This is a genomic window from Providencia alcalifaciens (assembly GCF_915403165.1).
Lineage (GTDB): Bacteria > Pseudomonadota > Gammaproteobacteria > Enterobacterales > Enterobacteriaceae > Providencia > Providencia alcalifaciens_C.
In genome coordinates this window covers 1,350,139-1,370,282 of record NZ_OU659204.1, presented here as the reverse complement: position 1 = coordinate 1,370,282, position 20,144 = coordinate 1,350,139, and the positions used below count along the sequence as shown (strand labels likewise).

Genomic DNA, 20,144 nt, shown 5'->3' with positions numbered 1-20,144 from the left:
ATCAAAGCATAATTGCTAATAGTTTTTTATTCTAGATAAACACGTTATTCTATATAGATAAGGATTTGTCTTACCACTGAGGTACTTTGTGCTAACGCTGCTAACCAGTTATCGTCGTGTGCTCTATAACAGCCATATTTTATATTATATCCGAATCTTAATTGCGCTGACAGGCACAACCTTGGTTCCATGGCTTTTAGGCTTAGAGCCTAAAGTCACGATCCCTTTAACTCTGGGCGTTGTCGCTGCCGCACTCACTGACTTAGATGATAGATTGACTGGCAGAATAAAAAATTTAATTATCACTTTATTCTGTTTTTTAATTGCTTCAGTCTCTATTGAGTTACTTTTTCCTTACCCTATTTTATTCTTTTTTGGGTTAGCATTCTCAACCTGTGGTTTTATCTTACTTGGTGCATTAGGGCAACGTTATGCCACTATCGCTTTTGGTGCTCTGCTAATTGCAATATACACCATGCTTGGCGTACCTATTTTTGATACTTGGTACATCCAGCCTGCGCTGTTATTAACTGGTGCGATTTGGTACAACATTCTCACTCTCATTGGGCATATCCTTTTCCCTGTTCGCCCACTACAAGATGCTATTACGCAATGTTATCAGCAGCTTTCAGCTTATCTTGATGCAAAAGCAAACTTATTTGATCCTGACCTTGAAGATGACTATCAGCAATCAGTCTATGATTTAGCCTTAGTAAACAGTACATTAGTCAGTACAATGAATCAGGCAAAAATATCGCTACTCAGTCGATTGAAAGGCGACAGAGGCCAGCGAGGCACGCGTAATACATTGCAATATTACTTTGTCGCTCAAGACATTCATGAACGAGCTAGTTCATCACATATTCAATATCAACAGCTTAGCCGTCGTTTACGTCATTGTGATATTTTATTTCGCTTTCAACGCTTATTAACCATGCAAGCCAGAGCCTGCCAGCAGGTCGCCCAATCCGTGTTATGGCGTAAACAGTATCAACATAATCCACGCTTTGAACGCACGTTTACGTATATTGAAAACTCCTTGCAGCTACTCCAGCAACAATCTCCTGAATTGCATGAAATCAAAGCATTACGAAATTTGCTAAAAAATCTCAAAGGAATTGATGTCCAACTAAAAGGCTTAAGCTTAGGTCAAGCGTCGTGGCAGCAAAATAATAAGCAAATTGAACAATTATCTGATGAATCCGTCTCGGGTATTCGCGATGTATTTGCCCGTTTCAAACATCATTTAACTCCAAAGTCCTCGCTGTTTCGTCATGCCGTCAGAATGTCAGCCTTGCTTTGTACTGGGTATTTGATAATTCAATTATTTGATTTGGAACGTGGTTATTGGATTTTACTCACTAGCTTATTTGTTTGCCAACCCAACTATAATGCGACCAAGCGCCGCCTAGCATTGCGTATTACTGGTACTTTGTTAGGGATCGCCATTGGCTTACCTTTGCTCAATATCGTGCCATCCATTGAGGGGCAACTCACCCTGATCGTGATCACCGGGCTTCTGTTCTTCATGTTCCGTAGCAGCCAATATGCACAAGCAACACTGTTTATTACATTACTGGTCCTATTTTGCTTCAATTTACTCGGTGAAGGTTTCGAAGTCGCATTACCTAGAATTATTGACACTCTAATAGGCTGTTTTATTGCATTACTTGCCGTCAGTTTTATTTGGCCTGACTGGAAATTTCGACAATTACCGCAAGTGGTGCAGAAAACGATGGATAGTAACTGCCGTTATTTAGATGCTATTTTGCAGCAATATTATCAAGGTAAAGATAATAGCTTGGAGTACCGTGTTGCGAGGCGTGATGCCCACAATAATGATGCAGAGTTTGCTTCAATTGTCTCAAATATGGCATCGGATCCTAAGTCATACCAAATCACGCAGGAGCAAGCATTCCGCTTATTGTGTTTAAACCATACATTGCTGAGCTATATCTCTGCGCTCGGAGCCCATCGAGAGCAGATGCAAAACGAAGCGAATCTCGCTTTATTAAATGATGCAATCTGCTATATCGAATCATCTATTCAAGTCACATCCTTAGACCCCGCAATTATTGACGAAAAGTCAGAGCGTCTAAGAGTGAGTTTACTAAATCGCATTGACCACGCATCCAGTGATGACGATGAAAAAACAGTCTTGATCATGGAACAGACTAAATTACTGGTTGAATTAATACCTGAAATAAAATCAATGATTAAACAGATTAGCTTGTTATAAAATAAACTGATGAGCGGGCATTAAAACCTATAAATGGCCATGCCCGCTTATTTGAAAGAATGAAAATTAGTTCATGCTATTAAACCAGTTAATGAGCTCCTGCCGAGTTCGTAAAGGTAATACTTCACTATGGCAACCCTCAATAGCCGCAGCCAATCCAATCAACTGTTTTACGCTTGGTATCAGCTTCCCATGTTGTTTTAGTTTCAAGAAGCACGCTTTAGCGCCAATCATAATGAGGTCTTCAGCATGGAAAATCCCAATTTTCCCAAGAGCCCTCTCCATTGCCATATTCATATTTGGCAAGTCCTTGATACGTACCGCCGCCGACTCTCTTTGTTGAGTTTCTTCCATGGCTGAACGATAAGCTAATTCAATGATGTGACTCAATATTGATGGGTCACACCATGCCTCTTCCGGGAGTTTGTAATAGCGCATCTCTAGAGGTATGCCCCTTTTACTGTATACCAACCGCTCAAAACCAACTGATTCAAAATAGCTACGAGAAAATAGGCATCCACGAACATAAAATTGCCCATCCAGTGCCAACCCCACAAGTGCATTATCAATACACAAACAGTATCCACCGAAATGGTTTTTCTTTTTTAGTACTCCAAATTGACCCAAAATTTGCTGTAAAAGGGAACTTCTTTCATTTTGTAATGACACTTTTCCATCTCCTTATGTATAAAAAAAATACAATCGTCCTTGAGGTTCAAGCAATAAAAAAACAACTGTTTTTACATATAATTATGTTTAATCGATTTTAAAGTTTCAGTTAAAAATGCCAAGTATAACTCGCATAAAAACCACAAAGTTGCGAAGCGCTTTGTAAAAATAGCCTTGATATTGTATAAATATACAGTTACTGTATGTTCATACAGCATTATGGCGAGGTGAATTATGAGTATCTATTCTTGGAACAATACAGCAGAACATTCTCTTAATCATTTTACTAATGATAGCTTCACGCATGACCGTCTTACACATAGCAATTTAAGCAATGCAACCTCAACAGTGAGTTTTGCAAATAGCTCAATGCAACAAGGTATGGTGAGCGAGTTAGTTTATAACGAACAACACCCAATTATGGATTACATCTTGCTACCCATGTTGCGCCAGTTCGGTATTCAATCACGTTGGCTATTATGGCTGAGCCCAGATAAAAAACTGAGTAAACATTGGTTAGAACAAGCTGGTTTACCCGTCAATAAAATCATGCAACTTAACCAAGTTAATTCAATTACAACCATTGATGCCATGGAAAAAGCATTAAGAAGTGGTAATTACAGCGTCGTATTAGGATGGTTGCCAGAAATAAACGAGCAAGATTTTATTCTTTTACAAAATGCGGCAGAAGTAGGTCATTCAATGGGGTTCATTATGAGACCAGAAAAAACATATAATACAAGTTCAGCGGATATTAGACATCAAAACCTTTTAAAGATTCACGCCAATAACATTCACTAAACAATAATAAGATTTTTCTTACGAAATTTTACATTCATGAAGATAATTATAAAAATAAACATTTAAATTCTGTAAAAACAATAAGATACATTTATTAACAGCAAAATGGGTAATATATTTATCTCTCTGATTTCAACGGTAAAAAAAGACTTTTTTTAACCTTTATTGCTTACCATACTTGTATCTTTTGGAGTTCGTTGTAGACTTTAGCCTGTTAAGCTTATGACATTATTTTTTTACTTTTCGTAAATTTTTGTGGATAATGTCAGCTGAACCTAGCAATTAAATTGAACCAATGGCAAATAATAAGGCTCACGAAGCCAAGCCAATATTGGATGATAACGAGGCGTAAAAATGAAAAAGACAGCTATCGCGGTAGCAGTGGCAGTAGCAGCGTTTGCAACTGTTGCACAAGCAGCTCCAAAAGATAACACTTGGTACACTGGTGGTAAATTAGGTTGGTCTCACTACGAGCACGCTAAATTTACTGATAGCAACGATGAGACCGTTGGTACTGGTAAAAAAACTCGTGACCAATTAGGTGCGGGTCTGTACGCAGGTTACCAATACAACCAGTACATGGGCTTCGAAATGGGCTACGACTGGTTTGGTAAAATGAAGTACAAAGGTGAAAACCCAGGTAGCGTTTCTTCAATGGGTGTTTCACTGACTACTAAACTGAGCTATCCAATCATGGAAGACTTAGACGTTTACACTCGTCTGGGTGGTATGGTTTACCGTACAGAAGCTAAAGTTAACGACCTTGGTAAAGATACTGACACTGGCGTTTCTCCAGTTTACGCACTGGGTCTTGAGTATGCTATCACTCCAGAATTAGCGACTCGTTTAGACTACCAGTGGGTTAGCCGCATGGGTGACAAAGACAACATCGGTGTTAGCCCAGACAACGGCATGCTGAGCGTTGGTCTTGCATACCGTTTCGGTCAAGAAGCAGCTCCAGTTGTTGCTCCAGCAGTAGTTGCTGAGCCAGCAGCTCCAGTTGTTGAAAACAAACGCTTCACTCTGCGTTCAGACGTTCTGTTTAACTTCAACAAAGCATCTCTGAAACCAGAAGGTCAGCAAGCACTGAACGAACTGTACAACGAACTGAGCAACATCGACCCAACTCAAGGTCGCGTGCTGGTAGTTGGTTTCACAGACCGTATCGGTTCACAAAACTACAACCTGCCACTGTCACAAAAACGTGCTCAGTCAGTAGTAGATTATTTAGTTGCTAAAGGCGTTCCAGCAAGCGCAATCGCTGCTGAAGGTCGTGGTAAAGAAGATCCAGTAACTGGTAACAAATGTGACGCAGTTAAAGGCCGTGCAGCTCTGATCGAGTGTTTAGCGCCAGACCGTCGCGTTGAAATCGAAATTCAAGGTACAACTGAAGTTGTAGCTCAACCAGGCGCTTAATTTATAGCCCTAGTTTGAATTTTGAGCTGAATATAAAAAGCCCCAATTTATTGGGGCTTTTTTTCATCCTCAGAAAGAAAGACCGTCACAGTAATCTATTTGGCCAACTATAGATCGTTACTCTTTCTCCGACTTACCTAATATAGCTTGAAGATCATGCTTCAATAAACTCATTTGGCTCTCATACTTATCTTTATGTTCCGCATCTTCAATTAGCTGAATAATCGTCTCTGATAAGGTTTTATTCCGTTTTACTGCTAAATTAGATAATCGTTGCCAAACTGAATAATTTAAATCAATCGACTTTTTTCGAGTCTGTGGATGCTCAGCATTAAAGTGACGTTTGCGACGCGCTCGAATACTCTGTTTCATACGGTTATCCAATTGTGGAGACATATGTTCTGTAATCCACTTCAAGACATCCACTGGCGTATTTTCCAGCTTTAACAGCAGCTCAATCGCCTCTTGCTCCGCACTTCTTTCTATATATCGGGTAATAGGCTCCCCACTTCTCGCCTTATTGACTAGATATTCCCATTTCCAGCCACATTCAAGATTTTCAAGTTGCTGATATTTCATATTTTTTCCCGAAGAAAATCGTACCTATCATTATATTAGCAATAATATAAGAAAAATGCTCAAGGTGGATTTCATTTAATCGATTATCTATTGATTAACACAAAGAAAATAACAGTAAATAAAAAAATAGTGTACAATTCGCATCCACACGTTAACAAACCACTAAAATCGCATGTCCACTTTTGAACACATACTTCTTATCTATGGGATTGGAGGAGTATGTTCAGCGTTATTCGCCCTGCTAGTAACCAAAGATCCTAGTTTTTGCATGAGATTGTTGAGTGCGCTTCTGATTGGCTTTACATGGCCACTGAGTTTACCCGTTGCCCTCATGTTTTCTTTATTCTAACTCGATATTTCGACAAATATTGCTGCAAGATTAGCGCTCAGAGGCTAATATAACAATCTTAAGCCGAAGATATTTTAAGGTAATAAATTAGCCTGAAATTGTATATAAAACAGACGGTACAGAAATAAACTCAGGCACATGCGACCTGCTGATTGGCAGGCATTTATTGATAACCATACTAATAGCAGATAATTATAGTGATCAGTCAAGAATTAACATGGCAAGGCCTAACTCCTAACTTATCGTCTTTTCAGACAAAATTTGTCTCTTCAGCGACGTTGACGCCCTCAACACTGGCTGATATTCAACCAAGATTATTCGATGGGATGCAGCATTTCATTCGTGAAAATGCTCAAACGCGCTTTATGTTCATCAAGTCTGACGAAAGTGAAGAGTATCTCAAACTATTTACTGACTCTATTACCCCGCTATTGACTAAAACCCAATTTATTAATGGGGATTATCAATTATCTGAAGACAAACAACGATATCAGTGGCAAAACGATGTTACCGGTCGTTTTTCTTCACATGAAAAAATTGCTTACCGCCACTGGATTGAACCAGAACAACTGTTCGGCTATATCACGCCAAATCAAAATTTAGTTCCAGGCTTGCTGCACCAAATTAACGGTGGGGTGCTCATTATTTCTGCAACTGCGTTAGTCACTCAGCCATTAATGTGGACTCGTCTAAAAAATATGGTGACTCGCCGTCAATTAGAATGGCTGCCACATAGTGAAAATCAAACGCTGCCAATTGAAATTGAACCACAGCCACTTGAACTTAAAGTGATTGTTGTCGGTGATAGACTTATATTAGAAGAGTTTGAATTTGCAGCGCCTGAGCTATTTGATTGTTCAATATATGCAGAATATGAGCCTCTCATGTTTTTCGAAGACGAAGAACAATTAAGCTTATGGATGAATTTCATTAAATTCATTGTTAACAGTAATCAGCTACCAGAAATTGCAGCGGACGGCTGGCCTGAGTTTATTTTGCAAGCGACGCGTTGTTGTGAAGACAAATACAATTTGCCTCTTGATATTAATTGGTTAACTCGCAACTTAACCAATGCAGCTCAATACGCTAACGAAGGCCATTTAACGGCGGAATCATTCTCTCAAGCCGAAGAAAATCGTTTATGGCGTCATTCCTTCCTTGTTGAACGTAATCAAGACGACATTCTGCAAGAGCAAGTTTTGATTAAAACTGAAGGGGAAGTTGTCGGGCAAATTAACGGTCTATCCGTCTTACAGTATCCTGGTTACCCTGATGCAATTGGTGAACCATCACGGATCACCTGCGTAGCACATCTGGGCGATGGCGAATTTACCGACGTCGAGCGCAAAGCAGAATTAGGCGGCAATATTCATGCAAAAGGTATGATGATTATGCAAGCCTACCTTAACTATGAATTAAAATTAGAACAGCCGCAGCCCTTCTCTGCCTCTATTGTATTTGAGCAGTCTTATGGTGAGGTTGATGGTGATAGCGCATCATTAGCTGAACTATGTGCCTTAATTAGCGCATTATCATTGCAGCCTATCGACCAGCAAATTGCCGTCACTGGCGCTGTTGACCAATTTGGCTATGTTCAACCTATTGGCGGTGTTAACGAGAAGATTGAAGGATTTTTTGATATCTGCGACAAGCGTGAGCTAACAGGTAATCAAGGTGTCATCATCCCAATGTCTAATGTGCGACATCTATGTTTGAAACAAGAAGTTATCGAGGCAGTCAAAGAAGAGAAATTCCATATTTGGCCTGTCGAACACGTTGCTCAAGCGATTTCTATTTTAACGAAACAACCTTACTTTGAACAACAAGTAGAAGGTGATAACGTACACTTGTTAGCTTTAATTCAAGAACGTATAAACCAAGCAAATTCACCGGATAAGTCTAGATTACCTTGGTTTTTAAAGTGGATGGGCTAAGTAAAGATTGAGTAAATATTAGCTGATCGGAGTTGTTCAGCGTACAAGTGTAAGCTATTCTGTTGACCTACACATAATAAAGGCTATCTGAAGATCATGGTTGATAAACGCGAATCCTATACAAAAGAAGATTTAGAGGCTTCTGGAAGAGGCGAATTATTTGGGGAAAATGGTCCTCCACTGCCATCAGGTAATATGTTGATGATGGATCGCATCATCAAAATGACCGAAGATGGCGGTACATTTGATAAAGGCTACGTTGAAGCTGAACTGGATATCAATCCAGATTTATGGTTCTTTGGTTGCCACTTCACGAATGACCCTGTTATGCCCGGTTGTTTAGGCCTTGATGCTATGTGGCAACTGGTTGGTTTTTACCTCGGCTGGTTAGGCGGCGAAGGTAAAGGTCGTGCGCTAGGTGTTGGTGAAGTGAAATTCACTGGACAAGTATTACCGACCGCAAAAAAAGTCACTTACCGTATTAATTTTAAACGCGTGATTAACCGTAAGTTAATTATGGGATTAGCGGATGGTGAGGTGCTAGTAGACGGCAAACTGATTTATGCTGCAACAGACCTGAAAGTCGGCTTATTTAAGGATACAAGCGCGTTCTAATCGCGGCTTGCCTTAAATTCAAACCTCCGCAAATGCGGAGGTTTATAATTTCAGGGGGATAATATTAAATTATGCGTCCAATTAATTTCCGCAAAATAATTTAATATTCCTCGTTAAATGGCTAATTAAACGGCTACTGCCGCCCTGTCCTCCATCGCTTTACGCCAACCACCTAGCCAATGTGAACGGGCATCTACTGCCTGATAAGGACATAATTCTTTGGAACGTCCGGTTAAACCTGCTTGATAACCTCTTGATAACGCTCTTTCTAAACGGTCTCGCTTCTGTCTTTTCATGCCTTACTTCCCTCATCATTTAAATGGAAAAGAAAACAGCATCTATTTTTGTTAATAGATACACTATACAAATAGCGCCCGTCCATAAGAAATGCAAGTAAAGAATTTCATATTATTGTCATAATTATGATAAATGTGACCTACATTTCGAGATAATCACAACCTACTGATATTCAACCAATTAGAAATAAACTTATTGTTTATCAATCAATTAAAATCTTCAATATCCACTTTTTGAATTGTAAAATAACAAAAAAATGCACTACGTTTTACGGTAGTGCATTCATTTAACAACAAAATCATTATCAAGTTATGGCTTGCTTATCTCTTGGGCAATATCTGTAGCCACTTTTTGCCAGCCACTCGCTAACGTTCTGACTAATTCAGGATAACCATCTTCTTGCTGTTCTAATTGGATATCAAAGTTGCGGCGCACAACTTTGTCGCCACGCATCAATGTCCAAAATCCCTGCACTAAAACTTTCCCATCATAACGACCATTGAATGCCGTTAGAGTGATGTCCAACGTCTCTGGTGAGTTTTGCAGAGGCTGTAAAGAGATAAATCTATCTGGCAACGCAGAAGACAGCTCACGCACCATTGATTGTCCTAATTGCTGCTCTAACGGGCTAGCCCATAAATGCGCACTCGCATTTGAATAAGCCACATCGGACGTTTGGTAAGTGATCCCATTTGATGTCAGCACATCGGCTAGCGTAATACGCTGCAGCCAGATTTGGCCTTTGTCCATCACGGCCACAGATTGAACCTCAGGGGCCTTCATAGGTAATTGATAGTACATTTTCTCAGGGCTGCTACTACAAGCAGCCAGTAGAAAAACACCTATTGCTAATAGATATCTCATTATTTTTTCACTCCTTTAGGAACAACATCCTTGCTTGGCTCTGCTTCAAACACAAGTGCATTGCTCTTATTATTCAGCGTGCGCAATAGTGGTTGAACTTCACGGAGTACCTGATCTAAACGCTGCATATCATCAACCATCTTATTATACGCTGGAGAGCCTGGTTGGAAGCCTTGCATGGTTTTGTTTATCTCTTTCAGTGATTTTTGCATGTCTACAGGTAAACTTTGGAACTCTTTGCTAGACATTAATTTATTCAACTGCGTAAACATCACATTCGCTTCTTGAACCAGTTTTTGACCTTCAGCTAATGTTTGAGTTGTTTGTTTCAACATAGGCTCAATTGGCATATTGTTGATTTTATCCAGCACAGCAATCACTTTTTGCTGGATCTGCGCTAAACCACCACTGTGTGTTGGAATAATTTTATAGCCTGCAATAACATAAGGACCTTTATACTCTGGTACATCTGGAATAAAGTCGAGGTCGATATACAGTGCACCCGTTAATAAATTACCGGATTTTAACGAAGCTCTTAAGCCATTTTTCATCGCCAGATTCAGTTCATTTTTCAGGTTAAAATCTTTACCGACATCCTTAGAAAAACGCTCTGGCTCGATATGGATCAACACTGGAATACGGAAATTATTATCAAGAGACTGATCCAGACCCGCTGTATAGAACGGCACTTGTGCCACTGTACCTAAACGAATGCCGCGGAATTCTACTGGTGCGCCCGGCTGTAAACCGCGTACAGAGTCAGAGAAGAACAACACAAAATCTTGGTATGTGGTATATAACGAATCCTGAATACTCGATTGAGTATCAAACAGTTCGAACTGCGCATTCTCTTTAACTGTTTCTCCAGGTACCCATCCTTCAGGCACATCAAAACTCACGCCACCAGTCAATAATGTCGCCACCGACCCCATCGAAACATGCACCCCTTGGGAAGACATATCAAAGGCAATACCACTATCTTTCCAGAAACGTACGTTGCTACTAATTAACTTGTCATATGGTGCATTGATAAACAGCTGATAACGCATATCGCGTTTATCCATGTCAAAATTACTGGTTTCAACGGATCCAACACGATAACCACGGAATAATACAGGGTCACCGGCATTGAGCTGCCCCGCTTTGTCGCTAGTTAAGATAATGCGCTTACCTTTGGCATCTGGCGAGGCTAAAGGTGGCGTATCTAATAGCGTGAATTCAAAGTGTTCTTTTTTAGCCACACCCGGTTGTAATTCAATATAGGCCCCTGATAGTAACGTTCCTAGTCCTGTTACCCCATCACGGCCAATCGTAGGCTTCACAATCCAAAAAGCAGAATCCGAGCGTAGCAAATCTTCCATTTCTGGATTTAAACGCGCTTTAATGATTACCCGGCTAAAATTAGCATCTAGGGTGACGCTTTCAACCACCCCAATATCCACGCTACGACTTTTAATTTTGGTTTTACCTGCTTCAACCCCTTCCGCACTGTAAGTGATTAACGTCACTTCTGGGCCTTGATGGCTGAAATGGTAGAACATAATCCAAGCACCGATGAGTAGAGTCACAATCGGGATCACCCAAACCGGTGACCAGCTCTTTAACTTACTCACTTTAGCATTGGCCTGTGGTGTTTCTTGATCTGTCACCCTGCGGCTCCTTTTTGTTCAACAGTTTTAACTGCATCTCTCTTTTCACAACGATCCCATGTTAAGCGAGGATCAAATGTCAGTGCGGCAAACATCGTCAAGATCACCACCACACCAAAGAAAATGACGCCTTGGTCAGGTACGATATTCATCAACTGCCCCATTTGAACCAATGCAGTCAAAATGGTAATCACAAACACGTCGATCATTGACCAGCGACCAACATACTCCACCAGCTCATAAATAAAATGCATTCTATGGGGGTCACGGTTGCCAAACCCTTGAGAATCAAGACATAGCCATGCTATACCGATCATTTTCAAAGAAGGCACCATAATACTGGCAATAAAAATAATCATGGCGACGGGGAATGAACCATCCTCCCAGAGAAGGATCACACCATCCATAATCGTTGAAGGTAGATCACTGCCTATAGCATTTGTTGTCATCACAGGCAAAACGTTCGCGGGGATATACAGCATGATTGACGTTAGCAGCAGCGCTAATGTCCACTGCAAACTCTGCTTTTTACGCACACTACCATGGGAATGACAGCGCGGACATTCATGTTGTTCCGCAGGCAAAATCGCGGTACAAACTAGGCATAAACGCACATTTTGGCTGATGCCGGTTTGTCCTACAATCAACGGTTTATTGAGTTTGGGCGCATCTTCAATTTTGTTCCATAACCAATGTCGATCTAGGCACTGAAACGCGCGCACTTGCATCATACAAAATGCGCAATAAGGGAGAAAACTCATCCCTATGCCAATATCTCCATAAGCAATTAACTTAACGAAACTAACTAACACCCCCGCCAAAAAAATCTCCGCCATACACCACGATTTCATCTGAAAGAGAATCCGGGTTATAAGCACTTTTATTGATTTGGGAAGGTGAACCCGCAGCCCTAACAAGATGATAGTCACCATGCAAAATGCGGGAATAATCAGAGAAAACAGGAAAAAAAACAGCGCTAAGCCGCTGTAACGCGTCCCCATAATAATCTCGATGATTTGAAATATGGAGATTTCATTTTCAATACCTGCGGCGCTCATTTTTACAAATGGGAAAAGGCAGGCAATCACCAGCATAACCAATGCACTAAATGCATATGCTGCGGGTTGCCTGTAAGGATAACGCCACTTGGATATGAGTGTTGTTTCACAACGCGGACATGTGGCTTTATTGCCTTGTTCCAATTCAGGAACAGCAACCATCATGTCGCACTGTGGACAGAGCACATGTTCATGGGGCTCATGAGAACACAAGGTGTTTTCTCTCCTTTTGATTCAAATCGTCATATCAACCGTTTTTCAACAGCTCTAGCTCCTGCCAACGATCAAACGCCTGCTCTAACTCTTGTTCTTTAGCGGCAAGTGCAGTTAACGCTTGTTCAGTCACATCATGTGGCTGATTAAAGAAATCTGCATCGCCAATCTGTGCTTGAAGAACTTCAATATCCCCTTCAAGTTGCTCTAATTTCGCCGGTAATTGCTCTAATTCGCGCAATAAATTATAACTAAGCTTATTTGCACGTTTAGGGGCTTCATTTGGCTTAGCCTCTTTTCCTGGCGCAGCTACTTTACTGGTTTGCTCCGATTTCAGACGTACGGTTTGTGCTCTTTGATGTTGAGCATCATAATAGCCCCCCACAAAGCGGTTAATTTCGCCGTTACCTTCGAAAATCCAGCACTCTGTTACGCTGTTATCCACGAATTCTCTATCATGGCTAACTAATAAAACGGTACCTTGATACCCATCCACCAGCTCTTCCAGTAACTCTAATGTTTCTACATCAAGGTCGTTGGTTGGTTCATCGAGGATCAGCAAGTTACTTGGTTTTAAGAACAAACGCGCTAATAATAAGCGGTTACGCTCACCACCGGATAACGCTCTTACAGGCGTCATCGCACGTTTTGGCGGAAACATAAAGTCTTGCAGGTAACCCAATACATGACGAGGTTTACCATTAACCATAACCTCTTGCTTACCTTCCGCAAGGTTATCCATAACGGTTTTGTCTGGGTCGAGTGCTGCGCGGTGCTGGTCAAAATACGCAACTTCAAGTTTAGTCCCACAGTGAACGCGTCCACTGTCTGCTTGTAAATCACCCAGCATTAAACGTAACAGTGTGGTTTTACCACAACCATTAGGTCCCACCAATGCAATTTTATCGCCACGCATCACTTGCGCAGAGAAATCCTTCACTAAAACTTTATTATCAATTTGATAATTAACGTTTTCTAACTCAAATACAATTTTACCGGAACGTGCTGCTTCACCGACTTGCATACGCGCAGTACCCATCACTTCGCGGCGTTCCGAGCGTTCTACTCGCAATGCTTTCAGCGCGCGAACACGCCCTTCATTACGGGTACGGCGCGCTTTGATCCCTTGACGGATCCAGGTTTCTTCCTGTGCTAATTTGCGATCAAACTCCGCATTTTGCATCTCTTCAACACGCAGCGCTTCTTCTTTATTGATCAGATAATCATCATAGTTACCCGGCCAAGAGGCGAGCTGACCACGGTCTAAATCGATAATACGGGTTGCCATATTACGAATGAAAGAACGGTCATGGGAAATAAAGACGATGCTACCTTGGAAATCCTTCAAAAAGGTTTCTAACCATAAAATGGTTTCAATATCTAAGTGGTTAGTCGGCTCATCTAAGAACAGCACGCGAGGATTGCTTACTAAAGCACGTCCTAATGCCGCTTTACGTAACCAACCACCGGATAATGAAGATAACTCTGCATCTGCTGGTAAACCCAGCTTTTTGAGCACATCACTAATACGCGAATCTAATAACCAGAGGTTTAAGTTATCCAGAACCTCTTGTAAATCCGCCAGCTTATTTAAGTTTTTCTCGCTTGGATCTGTTTCCACCAATTTAAGTTGATGGTGATAATCCTTGAGGTATTTCGCCTGCTCAGCGACGCCTTCAGCAACAAAATCAAAAATAGTGCCTTCCACGTTACGCGGTGGATCTTGCTGTAAGCGGGCAACAATCAGATCTTGTTCGTAAATCAGTTGACCATCATCTAATGGTTGTTCTTTGGTCAATACGCGCATCAAGGTCGATTTCCCTGCCCCGTTGCGACCCACTAAACAGACGCGTTCATTATCTTCAATATGAATTTCAGTATTGTCTAACAGAGGCGCATCACTAAACGCGAGGTATGCGCCCGATAAATTAATTAAAGCCATTAATTCTGTTCCTTACTCTGCGTGGCTAATTAACCAGCAGTTGTGAATTTGACGGTTACGTGCGAAGTCTTCTGACAGTGTCTTAGCGGTGATTTCTTGTGCTTTTAAGCCAAGTTCAGTCAGTGCTTCGAGATCCATTTTGAACCCGCGTTTGTTGTTTGAGAACATCACGGTTCCACCGCGACGCAGCATGCGTTTCAAATTGGTGATTAATTGCACATGATCACGTTGAACGTCAAAGGTTCCATCCATACGTTTCGAGTTTGAGAACGTTGGTGGATCGATGAAAATCAAGTCAAATTGCTCATCACTATTGGCTAACCAATTCAAACAATCCGCTTGCATTAAACGGTGCTGACGACCCGTAAGCTGGTTGGCTTGCAAGTTTTTCTCTGCCCACTCTAAATAGGTACGAGACATATCCACAGAGGTAGTACTCTTCGCACCGCCTAACCCTGCATGAACAGTCGCAGTACCGGTGTAGCAAAAGAGGTTTAAGAAGTCTTTACCACGACTCATTTCACCTAACATACGACGAGCAATACGGTGGTCGAGGAATAACCCAGTATCCAGATAGTCAGTTAAGTTAACTAACAATTTAGCGTTATATTCATTCACTAAGAAGAAATCATCTTTCTGCGCTAATTTTTCGTACTGTTGTTTCCCTTTTTGACGCTGACGCGTTTTCAATATTAACTGATTTGATGTCAATTCAAGAACATTCATCGTTGCGGTGATCACATCGAACAGGCGCTGACGCGCTTTACGCTCATCAACGGTTTTTGGCGGTGCGTATTCTTGGATAACGACTTTGTCCCCATAAATATCCACGGCCACATTGTATTCAGGTAAATCCGCATCATACAGACGATAACATTCAATACCTTGCTGCTTCGCCCATTTCGCCAGTTTTTTCTGGTTTTTACGTAAACGGTTAGCAAAATCTGGGGAAATTTCCGCAATAGTTTCTGATGGCGTTTCCGCTAATTGGTAGTTTTTCTGTACGCAATCCAATGGACCATTTTTCGCTTTAAATTCACGCTCAGAACGTAATTGTAAGCAGCTTAATAACTCAGGGGATGCACTGAAAATCGATAAACGCCAGCCTGGGAAACGCGCTTTCACAATACGGCCAAATTGGCTATGTAATGCGATTAATGCAGGTTCACTTTCCAGACGCTCACCGTATGGCGGGTTACTAATAATAGTTCCCTTAATATCCGTTTTAACTGGGTTTTCCAGTGCCGCGGCATCACCATGATTGAAAGTGATTAAATCTTGCAATCCTGCACGGCGAGCATTGGCACGCGCCATATCCAACACACGCTTATCAATATCAAAACCATAGAAACGGGAAGTGGTATCTTTCAAGCCTTGACGGAAACGTACCTGAGCTTCTGTGACGACTTCACGCCATAATTCAGGATTATGTTTCAGCCATGCATTGAATCCCCAATGCTGGCGATATAATCCCGGCGCTCTATCTGCTGCAATCATTGCTGCTTCAATTAACAGTGTCCCAGAACCACACATAGGGTCGACCATCGGGGTATTTTTCTGCCAACCTGAACGGCTAATAATTGCTGCCGCTAACGTCTCTTTTAATGGCGCTTGCCCTGCAAGGTCACGATAGCCACGAATGTGCAGTGAATCACCGCTCAAGTCGAGTGCCACGCTTGCGCGTTCTTTATTCAGGTAGACGTTAATGCGAATATCAGCTTCTTGGCGTGCTACATCAGGGCGTTGGTCCAATTTGCGAACAAAGCTATCCACGATACCATCTTTAACTCTCAATGCACCGTATTGGCTGTTGCGGATCTCTTCGTTGGTTCCCGTGAAATGCACCACAAAAGTATCATTTACAGAGAATATTTCTGACCAGTCGATTGCTTGCACACCGAGATATAAATCAAGGTCACTATAGACATCAAAATCACTCAACGGTAATAAAATACGGGATGCCAGTCGACTCCACAGTAGACTTTGATACATCACACGGTCATCAGCCTGAAAATAGACGCCCCCTTGTGCCACTTTGCACTGGCTAGCGCCTAGCGCTTCCAATTCAGTTTTCAGTAGTTCTTCCAGGCCTCGAGCTGTGCTGGCAAACAGAGAATTCATAGTATTTATTACCGATTTCGATGAAAAATTGTTGCGCATTATAGCTAATCTCATGCACTTGTCATAAAGTTGCTGCACAACAATTATAGGATTAAAAAATGATTACGCTTTCGCGCCTGTATACACACCCAGTCAAGTCAATGAGGGGCATTCGTCTATCTCATGGTTACGCTGATATCAGCGGATTGACGTTTGATCGTAACTTTATGGTCACCACATTAGAAGGTAAGTTTATCACTGCACGTAAATATCCGCAGATGTTATTATTTACCCCAGCGATGCTCAATAATGGGCTTTATCTAAAAGCACCTAATGGTGAAAGCGCCACCGTATTGTATCAGGACTTTAATGAGAAACAGAGCCCTACAGAAGTTTGGGGCAATCATTTTCATGCACTTATTGCACCTAATGAGATAAATAGTTGGTTAAGCAGCTTTTTTGACGAGCCAGTCCAACTAAGATGGTTAAGTCCTGAATTATCTCGTCGAGTCAAAAAGCACCAAGACGTTCCCTTATCTTTCGCTGATGGCTACCCATTTTTACTGATCAATGAAGCCTCAGTACAAGAGCTGCAACGCCGCTGCCCAGCTAGCGTAAAACTCGAACAATTTCGTGGTAACTTAATTATTACCGGTGCTAAGCCATTCGAAGAAGATAGCTGGAAACGCATTCAAATTGGCGATGTGATCTTCACTTTAGATAAACCTTGTAGCCGCTGTATTTTGACCACCGTTAGCCCAGAAAAAGGGATCAAGCACCCACAAGCAGAACCGCTCGCCACACTACAAACCTTCCGTATGGATGACTCCGGTGATGTAGATTTTGGGCAAAATGTATTAATCGAAAATACGGGGATCATCCGCGTAGGGGATACCCTCACCGTATTAGAAACTAAGCAGCCAAAACAGTATCCATTACGAGATAGAGAAGCCCCTATTACCCAGACCACAAAACCTACTCCAACGACGGTGAAGTTAGTTTTTGAAGAGATAGAATATAGTGGAAACACAGAGCATGTGATCCTTGAACAGCTTGAATCTCATGGGCTTTCAATCCCTTATTCATGCCGCGCGGGGATTTGTGGGCGTTGCCGAATTTCACTGCTTGAAGGGGAAGTCTCCCCACTAAAACAAAGCGCTATCAAAGACAATGGGGATATTTTAGCTTGTAGCTGTATTCCAAAAACTGCCATCAAGCTTGCTTTTAATCAAGCTGATTAAATAAAAATAAAGCCTCAACTAAGAAAATGATTTTTTAGTTGAGGCTCTTAATTAAAGATAAATTCTTCTCATATTCTTCAGCTGCATTTATCGTATAAATTTTATCATGCCTATTTTTTCATTTTATTTATTTTGCATAGAAAACTTTATTCAGCATAAAAATAATCGAAATACGAATATGATCATCAGTGATCAATTACATGGCGTTTCCATATAATAGACGCTTAGTTCTCGATTGATAATGCATCATCCGATCGTTCATGATCTTAATTGGATCACAGAATCGTAAAGTACGATCTGGTAATTCTAATGATGGTTCAGCTAATAAACATAAGCTTGCTGAGTCACCCGCCTCTGCAATAATAAACGTTGAATATACATTGGTATTTTCTAAGCATACCTGAATTAGCTGACCGCGTTCTGGCGTACTCATAAAATGGAAACTGGAAAAATACCAACTTTTGGGCATTTGGGGTTTTAAAAAGCGGTAAGCAACTAGGCTATTTAAGACTAATTCCGCTCTCTCTTCATAACTAATATTTAATCTTTTGGCTTGCTCATCAAATAAATAAAACTCTGCTGCATCTTCGATACTAAAAGGCATTTCATTTTGTGCAGAAACAGTCAACATTTTAGCTGGAAAACAAGACCGAAATATCATGCCGTTGGCGAGATCTAACATCACTCTGTCATGGTCACGATCAAAATACCAACGCCAATGATCATCAGGTTTAATATTCATAAACGATCCTTTAGCGATGTTATAAGCAAATAAGCTTTGTTTGGATCCTTTATTAAGATCCCTTTAAACATATCTCTGTTATATCCTGAAGCTTAAAAGAAAAAGATACACGATAGACTGATCAATATAAGCAAACGTCAATGTCGACTTTTTAATAACGAATTAATCAGATGAGCGAAAACTATATGTAGCAAAGCTATAACTATATGCCGCACAACTACACGTATAACTTGTCATTTAATGGATATAATTTATGTTCAACCTTAATATAGGATAAAAGGGGGAATAAATAAACCCCCTTGTATAATTAATCACCATTTTTTAGATGTGATTAACAATATCCTTTATTAATTTTGGTCCGTGGTAAATAAAACCAGAATAAATTTGGACTAATGATGCCCCTGCTTCCATTTTTTCTCTGGCGGCCGTTAATGAATCAATACCACCAACACCAATAATTGGTAATCTTCCATTTAATTCACGGGAAATAAGTTTAATGACTTGGGTACTTTTTAATTGCACGGGACGACCACTTAAACCACCGGCTTCATTGCAATAATTTAAACCTTGAACTAAAGAACGATCTAATGTGGTGTTCGTCGCAATAACGCCATCAATATTATGTCTCACCAAACTGTCAGCAACTTGCACAATTTCTTCTTCAGTTAAATCCGGTGCAATTTTGACCGCAACAGGAACATATTTCTGATGGAGTGATTGCAGTGCTAATTGCTTCTCTTTAATGCCACTTAATAAATCATCCAGCGCTTCCCCATATTGTAATGTGCGTAATCCAGGGGTATTTGGTGATGAAATATTAATCGCGATATACCCTGCGTGAGCATACACTTTATCCATACAAATTAAATAATCGTCTTTACCATGCTCAACGGGCGTATCTTTATTCTTACCAATATTAATCCCGATAATCCCGCCGTAGGTTGATTTTTTAACGTTCTCAACAAGGTTATCAACCCCTTTATTGTTGAAACCCATGCGGTTAATAATACCTTCCGCTTCAACAACTCTGAATAATCTTGGTTTGTCATTTCCGTCTTGAGGACGTGGTGTAACGGTTCCTATTTCTACAAAACCAAATCCCATAGCTCCAAACGCATCAATGCACTCGCCATTTTTGTCGAGTCCTGCGGCTAAGCCTAATGGATTTTTAAAGGAGAGTCCCATACAGGTAACGGGTTTGGTTGCAATAGATTGGCGGAGGAGAAATTGGAGAGGAGAGTGGTTTAAACGCTGAAGCTGACGAAACGTTAATTCATGGGCCTTTTCAGGGTCGAGCTGAAACAGTGCCTTTCGGGCAAGGTGATATAACATAGCTATTAACCTACTTTCTGTCTAAGTACGATTGAATATGCATTTCTCTACACGACACACTCAAACTCAGCGCGTGCAAAAATACCCCCAAACCTGTTTTACCA

17 protein-coding genes are annotated in these 20,144 nt (G+C 41.0%); 7 read left to right on the top strand and 10 right to left on the bottom strand.

Going from position 1 to position 20,144, the window contains the following annotated elements; translation table 11 throughout:
- Positions 1–88 precede the first annotated feature (88 nt).
- Positions 89–2,239 carry a YccS family putative transporter gene (gene yccS / locus LDO73_RS06005; RefSeq protein ID WP_224060623.1) on the top strand — a complete coding sequence of 717 codons (2,151 nt, stop codon included), beginning with the start codon at positions 89–91 and terminating at the stop codon, positions 2,237–2,239.
- Between the two features lie 66 nt (positions 2,240–2,305).
- Here yccS and LDO73_RS06000 read toward each other — a convergent pair whose 3' ends face one another.
- On the bottom strand, positions 2,306–2,908 hold the full coding sequence (locus LDO73_RS06000; RefSeq protein WP_224060622.1) for a TfoX/Sxy family DNA transformation protein: 603 nt from the start codon (positions 2,906–2,908) through the stop codon (positions 2,306–2,308).
- A 234-nt stretch (positions 2,909–3,142) separates the two neighbouring features.
- On the opposite strand from LDO73_RS06000, the gene sulA reads away from it, so the two are divergent.
- The gene (gene sulA, locus LDO73_RS05995) at positions 3,143–3,709 is read left to right on the top strand and encodes an SOS-induced cell division inhibitor SulA (protein ID WP_224060621.1); all 567 of its coding nucleotides are present in this window, start codon (positions 3,143–3,145) and stop codon (positions 3,707–3,709) included.
- 354 nt (positions 3,710–4,063) lie between these two features.
- Positions 4,064–5,125, top strand: coding sequence for a porin OmpA (gene ompA, locus LDO73_RS05990; protein WP_224060620.1), 1,062 nt, complete (start codon positions 4,064–4,066; stop codon positions 5,123–5,125).
- A gap of 117 nt (positions 5,126–5,242) precedes the next feature.
- Here ompA and matP read toward each other — a convergent pair whose 3' ends face one another.
- The gene (gene matP / locus LDO73_RS05985) at positions 5,243–5,704 is read right to left on the bottom strand and encodes a macrodomain Ter protein MatP (protein WP_224060619.1); all 462 of its coding nucleotides are present in this window, start codon (positions 5,702–5,704) and stop codon (positions 5,243–5,245) included.
- A gap of 172 nt (positions 5,705–5,876) precedes the next feature.
- Here matP and LDO73_RS05980 point away from each other — a divergent pair, with 172 nt between their 5' ends.
- The 3 genes from LDO73_RS05980 to fabA all read left to right on the top strand — a co-directional run bounded on the left by LDO73_RS05980 (position 5,877) and on the right by fabA (position 8,602).
- On the top strand, positions 5,877–6,053 hold the full coding sequence (locus LDO73_RS05980) for a GhoT/OrtT family toxin (RefSeq protein ID WP_071992149.1): 177 nt from the start codon (positions 5,877–5,879) through the stop codon (positions 6,051–6,053).
- 197 nt (positions 6,054–6,250) lie between these two features.
- Positions 6,251–7,987 (top strand): AAA family ATPase, encoded by a 1,737-nt coding sequence (locus LDO73_RS05975; protein WP_224060618.1) that lies wholly within the window; start codon positions 6,251–6,253, stop codon positions 7,985–7,987.
- A 96-nt stretch (positions 7,988–8,083) separates the two neighbouring features.
- Positions 8,084–8,602 (top strand): bifunctional 3-hydroxydecanoyl-ACP dehydratase/trans-2-decenoyl-ACP isomerase, encoded by a 519-nt coding sequence (gene fabA, locus LDO73_RS05970; RefSeq protein WP_036951692.1) that lies wholly within the window; start codon positions 8,084–8,086, stop codon positions 8,600–8,602.
- A 125-nt stretch (positions 8,603–8,727) separates the two neighbouring features.
- On the opposite strand, the gene rmf is transcribed toward fabA, so the two are convergent.
- The 6 genes from rmf to rlmKL form a co-directional block, all read right to left on the bottom strand.
- Complete coding sequence (gene rmf / locus LDO73_RS05965) at positions 8,728–8,898, bottom strand: ribosome modulation factor (protein ID WP_036951696.1); 171 nt, start codon at positions 8,896–8,898, stop codon at positions 8,728–8,730.
- Positions 8,899–9,208: 310 nt separating this feature from the next.
- Complete coding sequence (gene pqiC, locus LDO73_RS05960; RefSeq protein ID WP_224060617.1) at positions 9,209–9,763, bottom strand: membrane integrity-associated transporter subunit PqiC; 555 nt, start codon at positions 9,761–9,763, stop codon at positions 9,209–9,211.
- Positions 9,763–11,412, bottom strand: coding sequence for an intermembrane transport protein PqiB (gene pqiB / locus LDO73_RS05955; protein WP_224060616.1), 1,650 nt, complete (start codon positions 11,410–11,412; stop codon positions 9,763–9,765). The genes pqiC and pqiB overlap by 1 nt, the downstream gene beginning before the upstream one ends.
- A complete protein-coding gene (gene pqiA, locus LDO73_RS05950; protein WP_224060615.1) occupies positions 11,409–12,683 on the bottom strand; it encodes a membrane integrity-associated transporter subunit PqiA in 1,275 nt (424 codons plus the stop codon). Before pqiA ends, pqiB begins: the two co-directional genes overlap by 4 nt.
- 34 nt (positions 12,684–12,717) lie before the next feature.
- Positions 12,718–14,625: an ABC transporter ATP-binding protein gene (locus LDO73_RS05945; RefSeq protein ID WP_224060614.1), complete on the bottom strand. Its 1,908-nt coding sequence runs from the start codon at positions 14,623–14,625 to the stop codon at positions 12,718–12,720.
- A 12-nt stretch (positions 14,626–14,637) separates the two neighbouring features.
- Entirely contained in the window at positions 14,638–16,746 is a 2,109-nt protein-coding gene (gene rlmKL, locus LDO73_RS05940; RefSeq protein WP_224060613.1) for a bifunctional 23S rRNA (guanine(2069)-N(7))-methyltransferase RlmK/23S rRNA (guanine(2445)-N(2))-methyltransferase RlmL, read from the bottom strand.
- Between the two features lie 98 nt (positions 16,747–16,844).
- On the opposite strand from rlmKL, the gene LDO73_RS05935 reads away from it, so the two are divergent.
- Positions 16,845–17,966: a YcbX family protein gene (locus LDO73_RS05935; protein ID WP_224060612.1), complete on the top strand. Its 1,122-nt coding sequence runs from the start codon at positions 16,845–16,847 to the stop codon at positions 17,964–17,966.
- A gap of 196 nt (positions 17,967–18,162) precedes the next feature.
- Here the strand turns inward: LDO73_RS05935 and LDO73_RS05930 are convergent, their stop codons facing one another.
- Together LDO73_RS05930 and pyrD are read right to left on the bottom strand one after the other, a co-directional pair.
- Positions 18,163–18,708 carry a cell division protein ZapC gene (locus tag LDO73_RS05930; protein ID WP_224060611.1) on the bottom strand — a complete coding sequence of 182 codons (546 nt, stop codon included), beginning with the start codon at positions 18,706–18,708 and terminating at the stop codon, positions 18,163–18,165.
- Positions 18,709–19,029: 321 nt separating this feature from the next.
- Complete coding sequence (pyrD, locus tag LDO73_RS05925; protein WP_224060610.1) at positions 19,030–20,040, bottom strand: quinone-dependent dihydroorotate dehydrogenase; 1,011 nt, start codon at positions 20,038–20,040, stop codon at positions 19,030–19,032.
- Between the last annotated feature and the right edge of the window lie 104 nt (positions 20,041–20,144).

What these genes read in the sequence shown, in the direction of transcription:
- sulA (WP_224060621.1), top strand. Translation starts at nt 3,143, where the DNA reads ATGAGTATCTATTCTTGGAACAATACAGCAGAACATTCTCTTAATCAT.
- ompA (WP_224060620.1), top strand. Translation starts at nt 4,064, where the DNA reads ATGAAAAAGACAGCTATCGCGGTAGCAGTGGCAGTAGCAGCGTTTGCA.
- matP (WP_224060619.1), bottom strand. Translation starts at nt 5,704, where the DNA reads ATGAAATATCAGCAACTTGAAAATCTTGAATGTGGCTGGAAATGGGAA.
- LDO73_RS05980 (WP_071992149.1), top strand. Translation starts at nt 5,877, where the DNA reads ATGTCCACTTTTGAACACATACTTCTTATCTATGGGATTGGAGGAGTA.
- fabA (WP_036951692.1), top strand. Translation starts at nt 8,084, where the DNA reads ATGGTTGATAAACGCGAATCCTATACAAAAGAAGATTTAGAGGCTTCT.
- rmf (WP_036951696.1), bottom strand. Translation starts at nt 8,898, where the DNA reads ATGAAAAGACAGAAGCGAGACCGTTTAGAAAGAGCGTTATCAAGAGGT.
- pqiC (WP_224060617.1), bottom strand. Translation starts at nt 9,763, where the DNA reads ATGAGATATCTATTAGCAATAGGTGTTTTTCTACTGGCTGCTTGTAGT.
- LDO73_RS05945 (WP_224060614.1), bottom strand. Translation starts at nt 14,625, where the DNA reads ATGGCTTTAATTAATTTATCGGGCGCATACCTCGCGTTTAGTGATGCG.
- rlmKL (WP_224060613.1), bottom strand. Translation starts at nt 16,746, where the DNA reads ATGAATTCTCTGTTTGCCAGCACAGCTCGAGGCCTGGAAGAACTACTG.
- LDO73_RS05935 (WP_224060612.1), top strand. Translation starts at nt 16,845, where the DNA reads ATGATTACGCTTTCGCGCCTGTATACACACCCAGTCAAGTCAATGAGG.
- LDO73_RS05930 (WP_224060611.1), bottom strand. Translation starts at nt 18,708, where the DNA reads ATGAATATTAAACCTGATGATCATTGGCGTTGGTATTTTGATCGTGAC.
- pyrD (WP_224060610.1), bottom strand. Translation starts at nt 20,040, where the DNA reads ATGTTATATCACCTTGCCCGAAAGGCACTGTTTCAGCTCGACCCTGAA.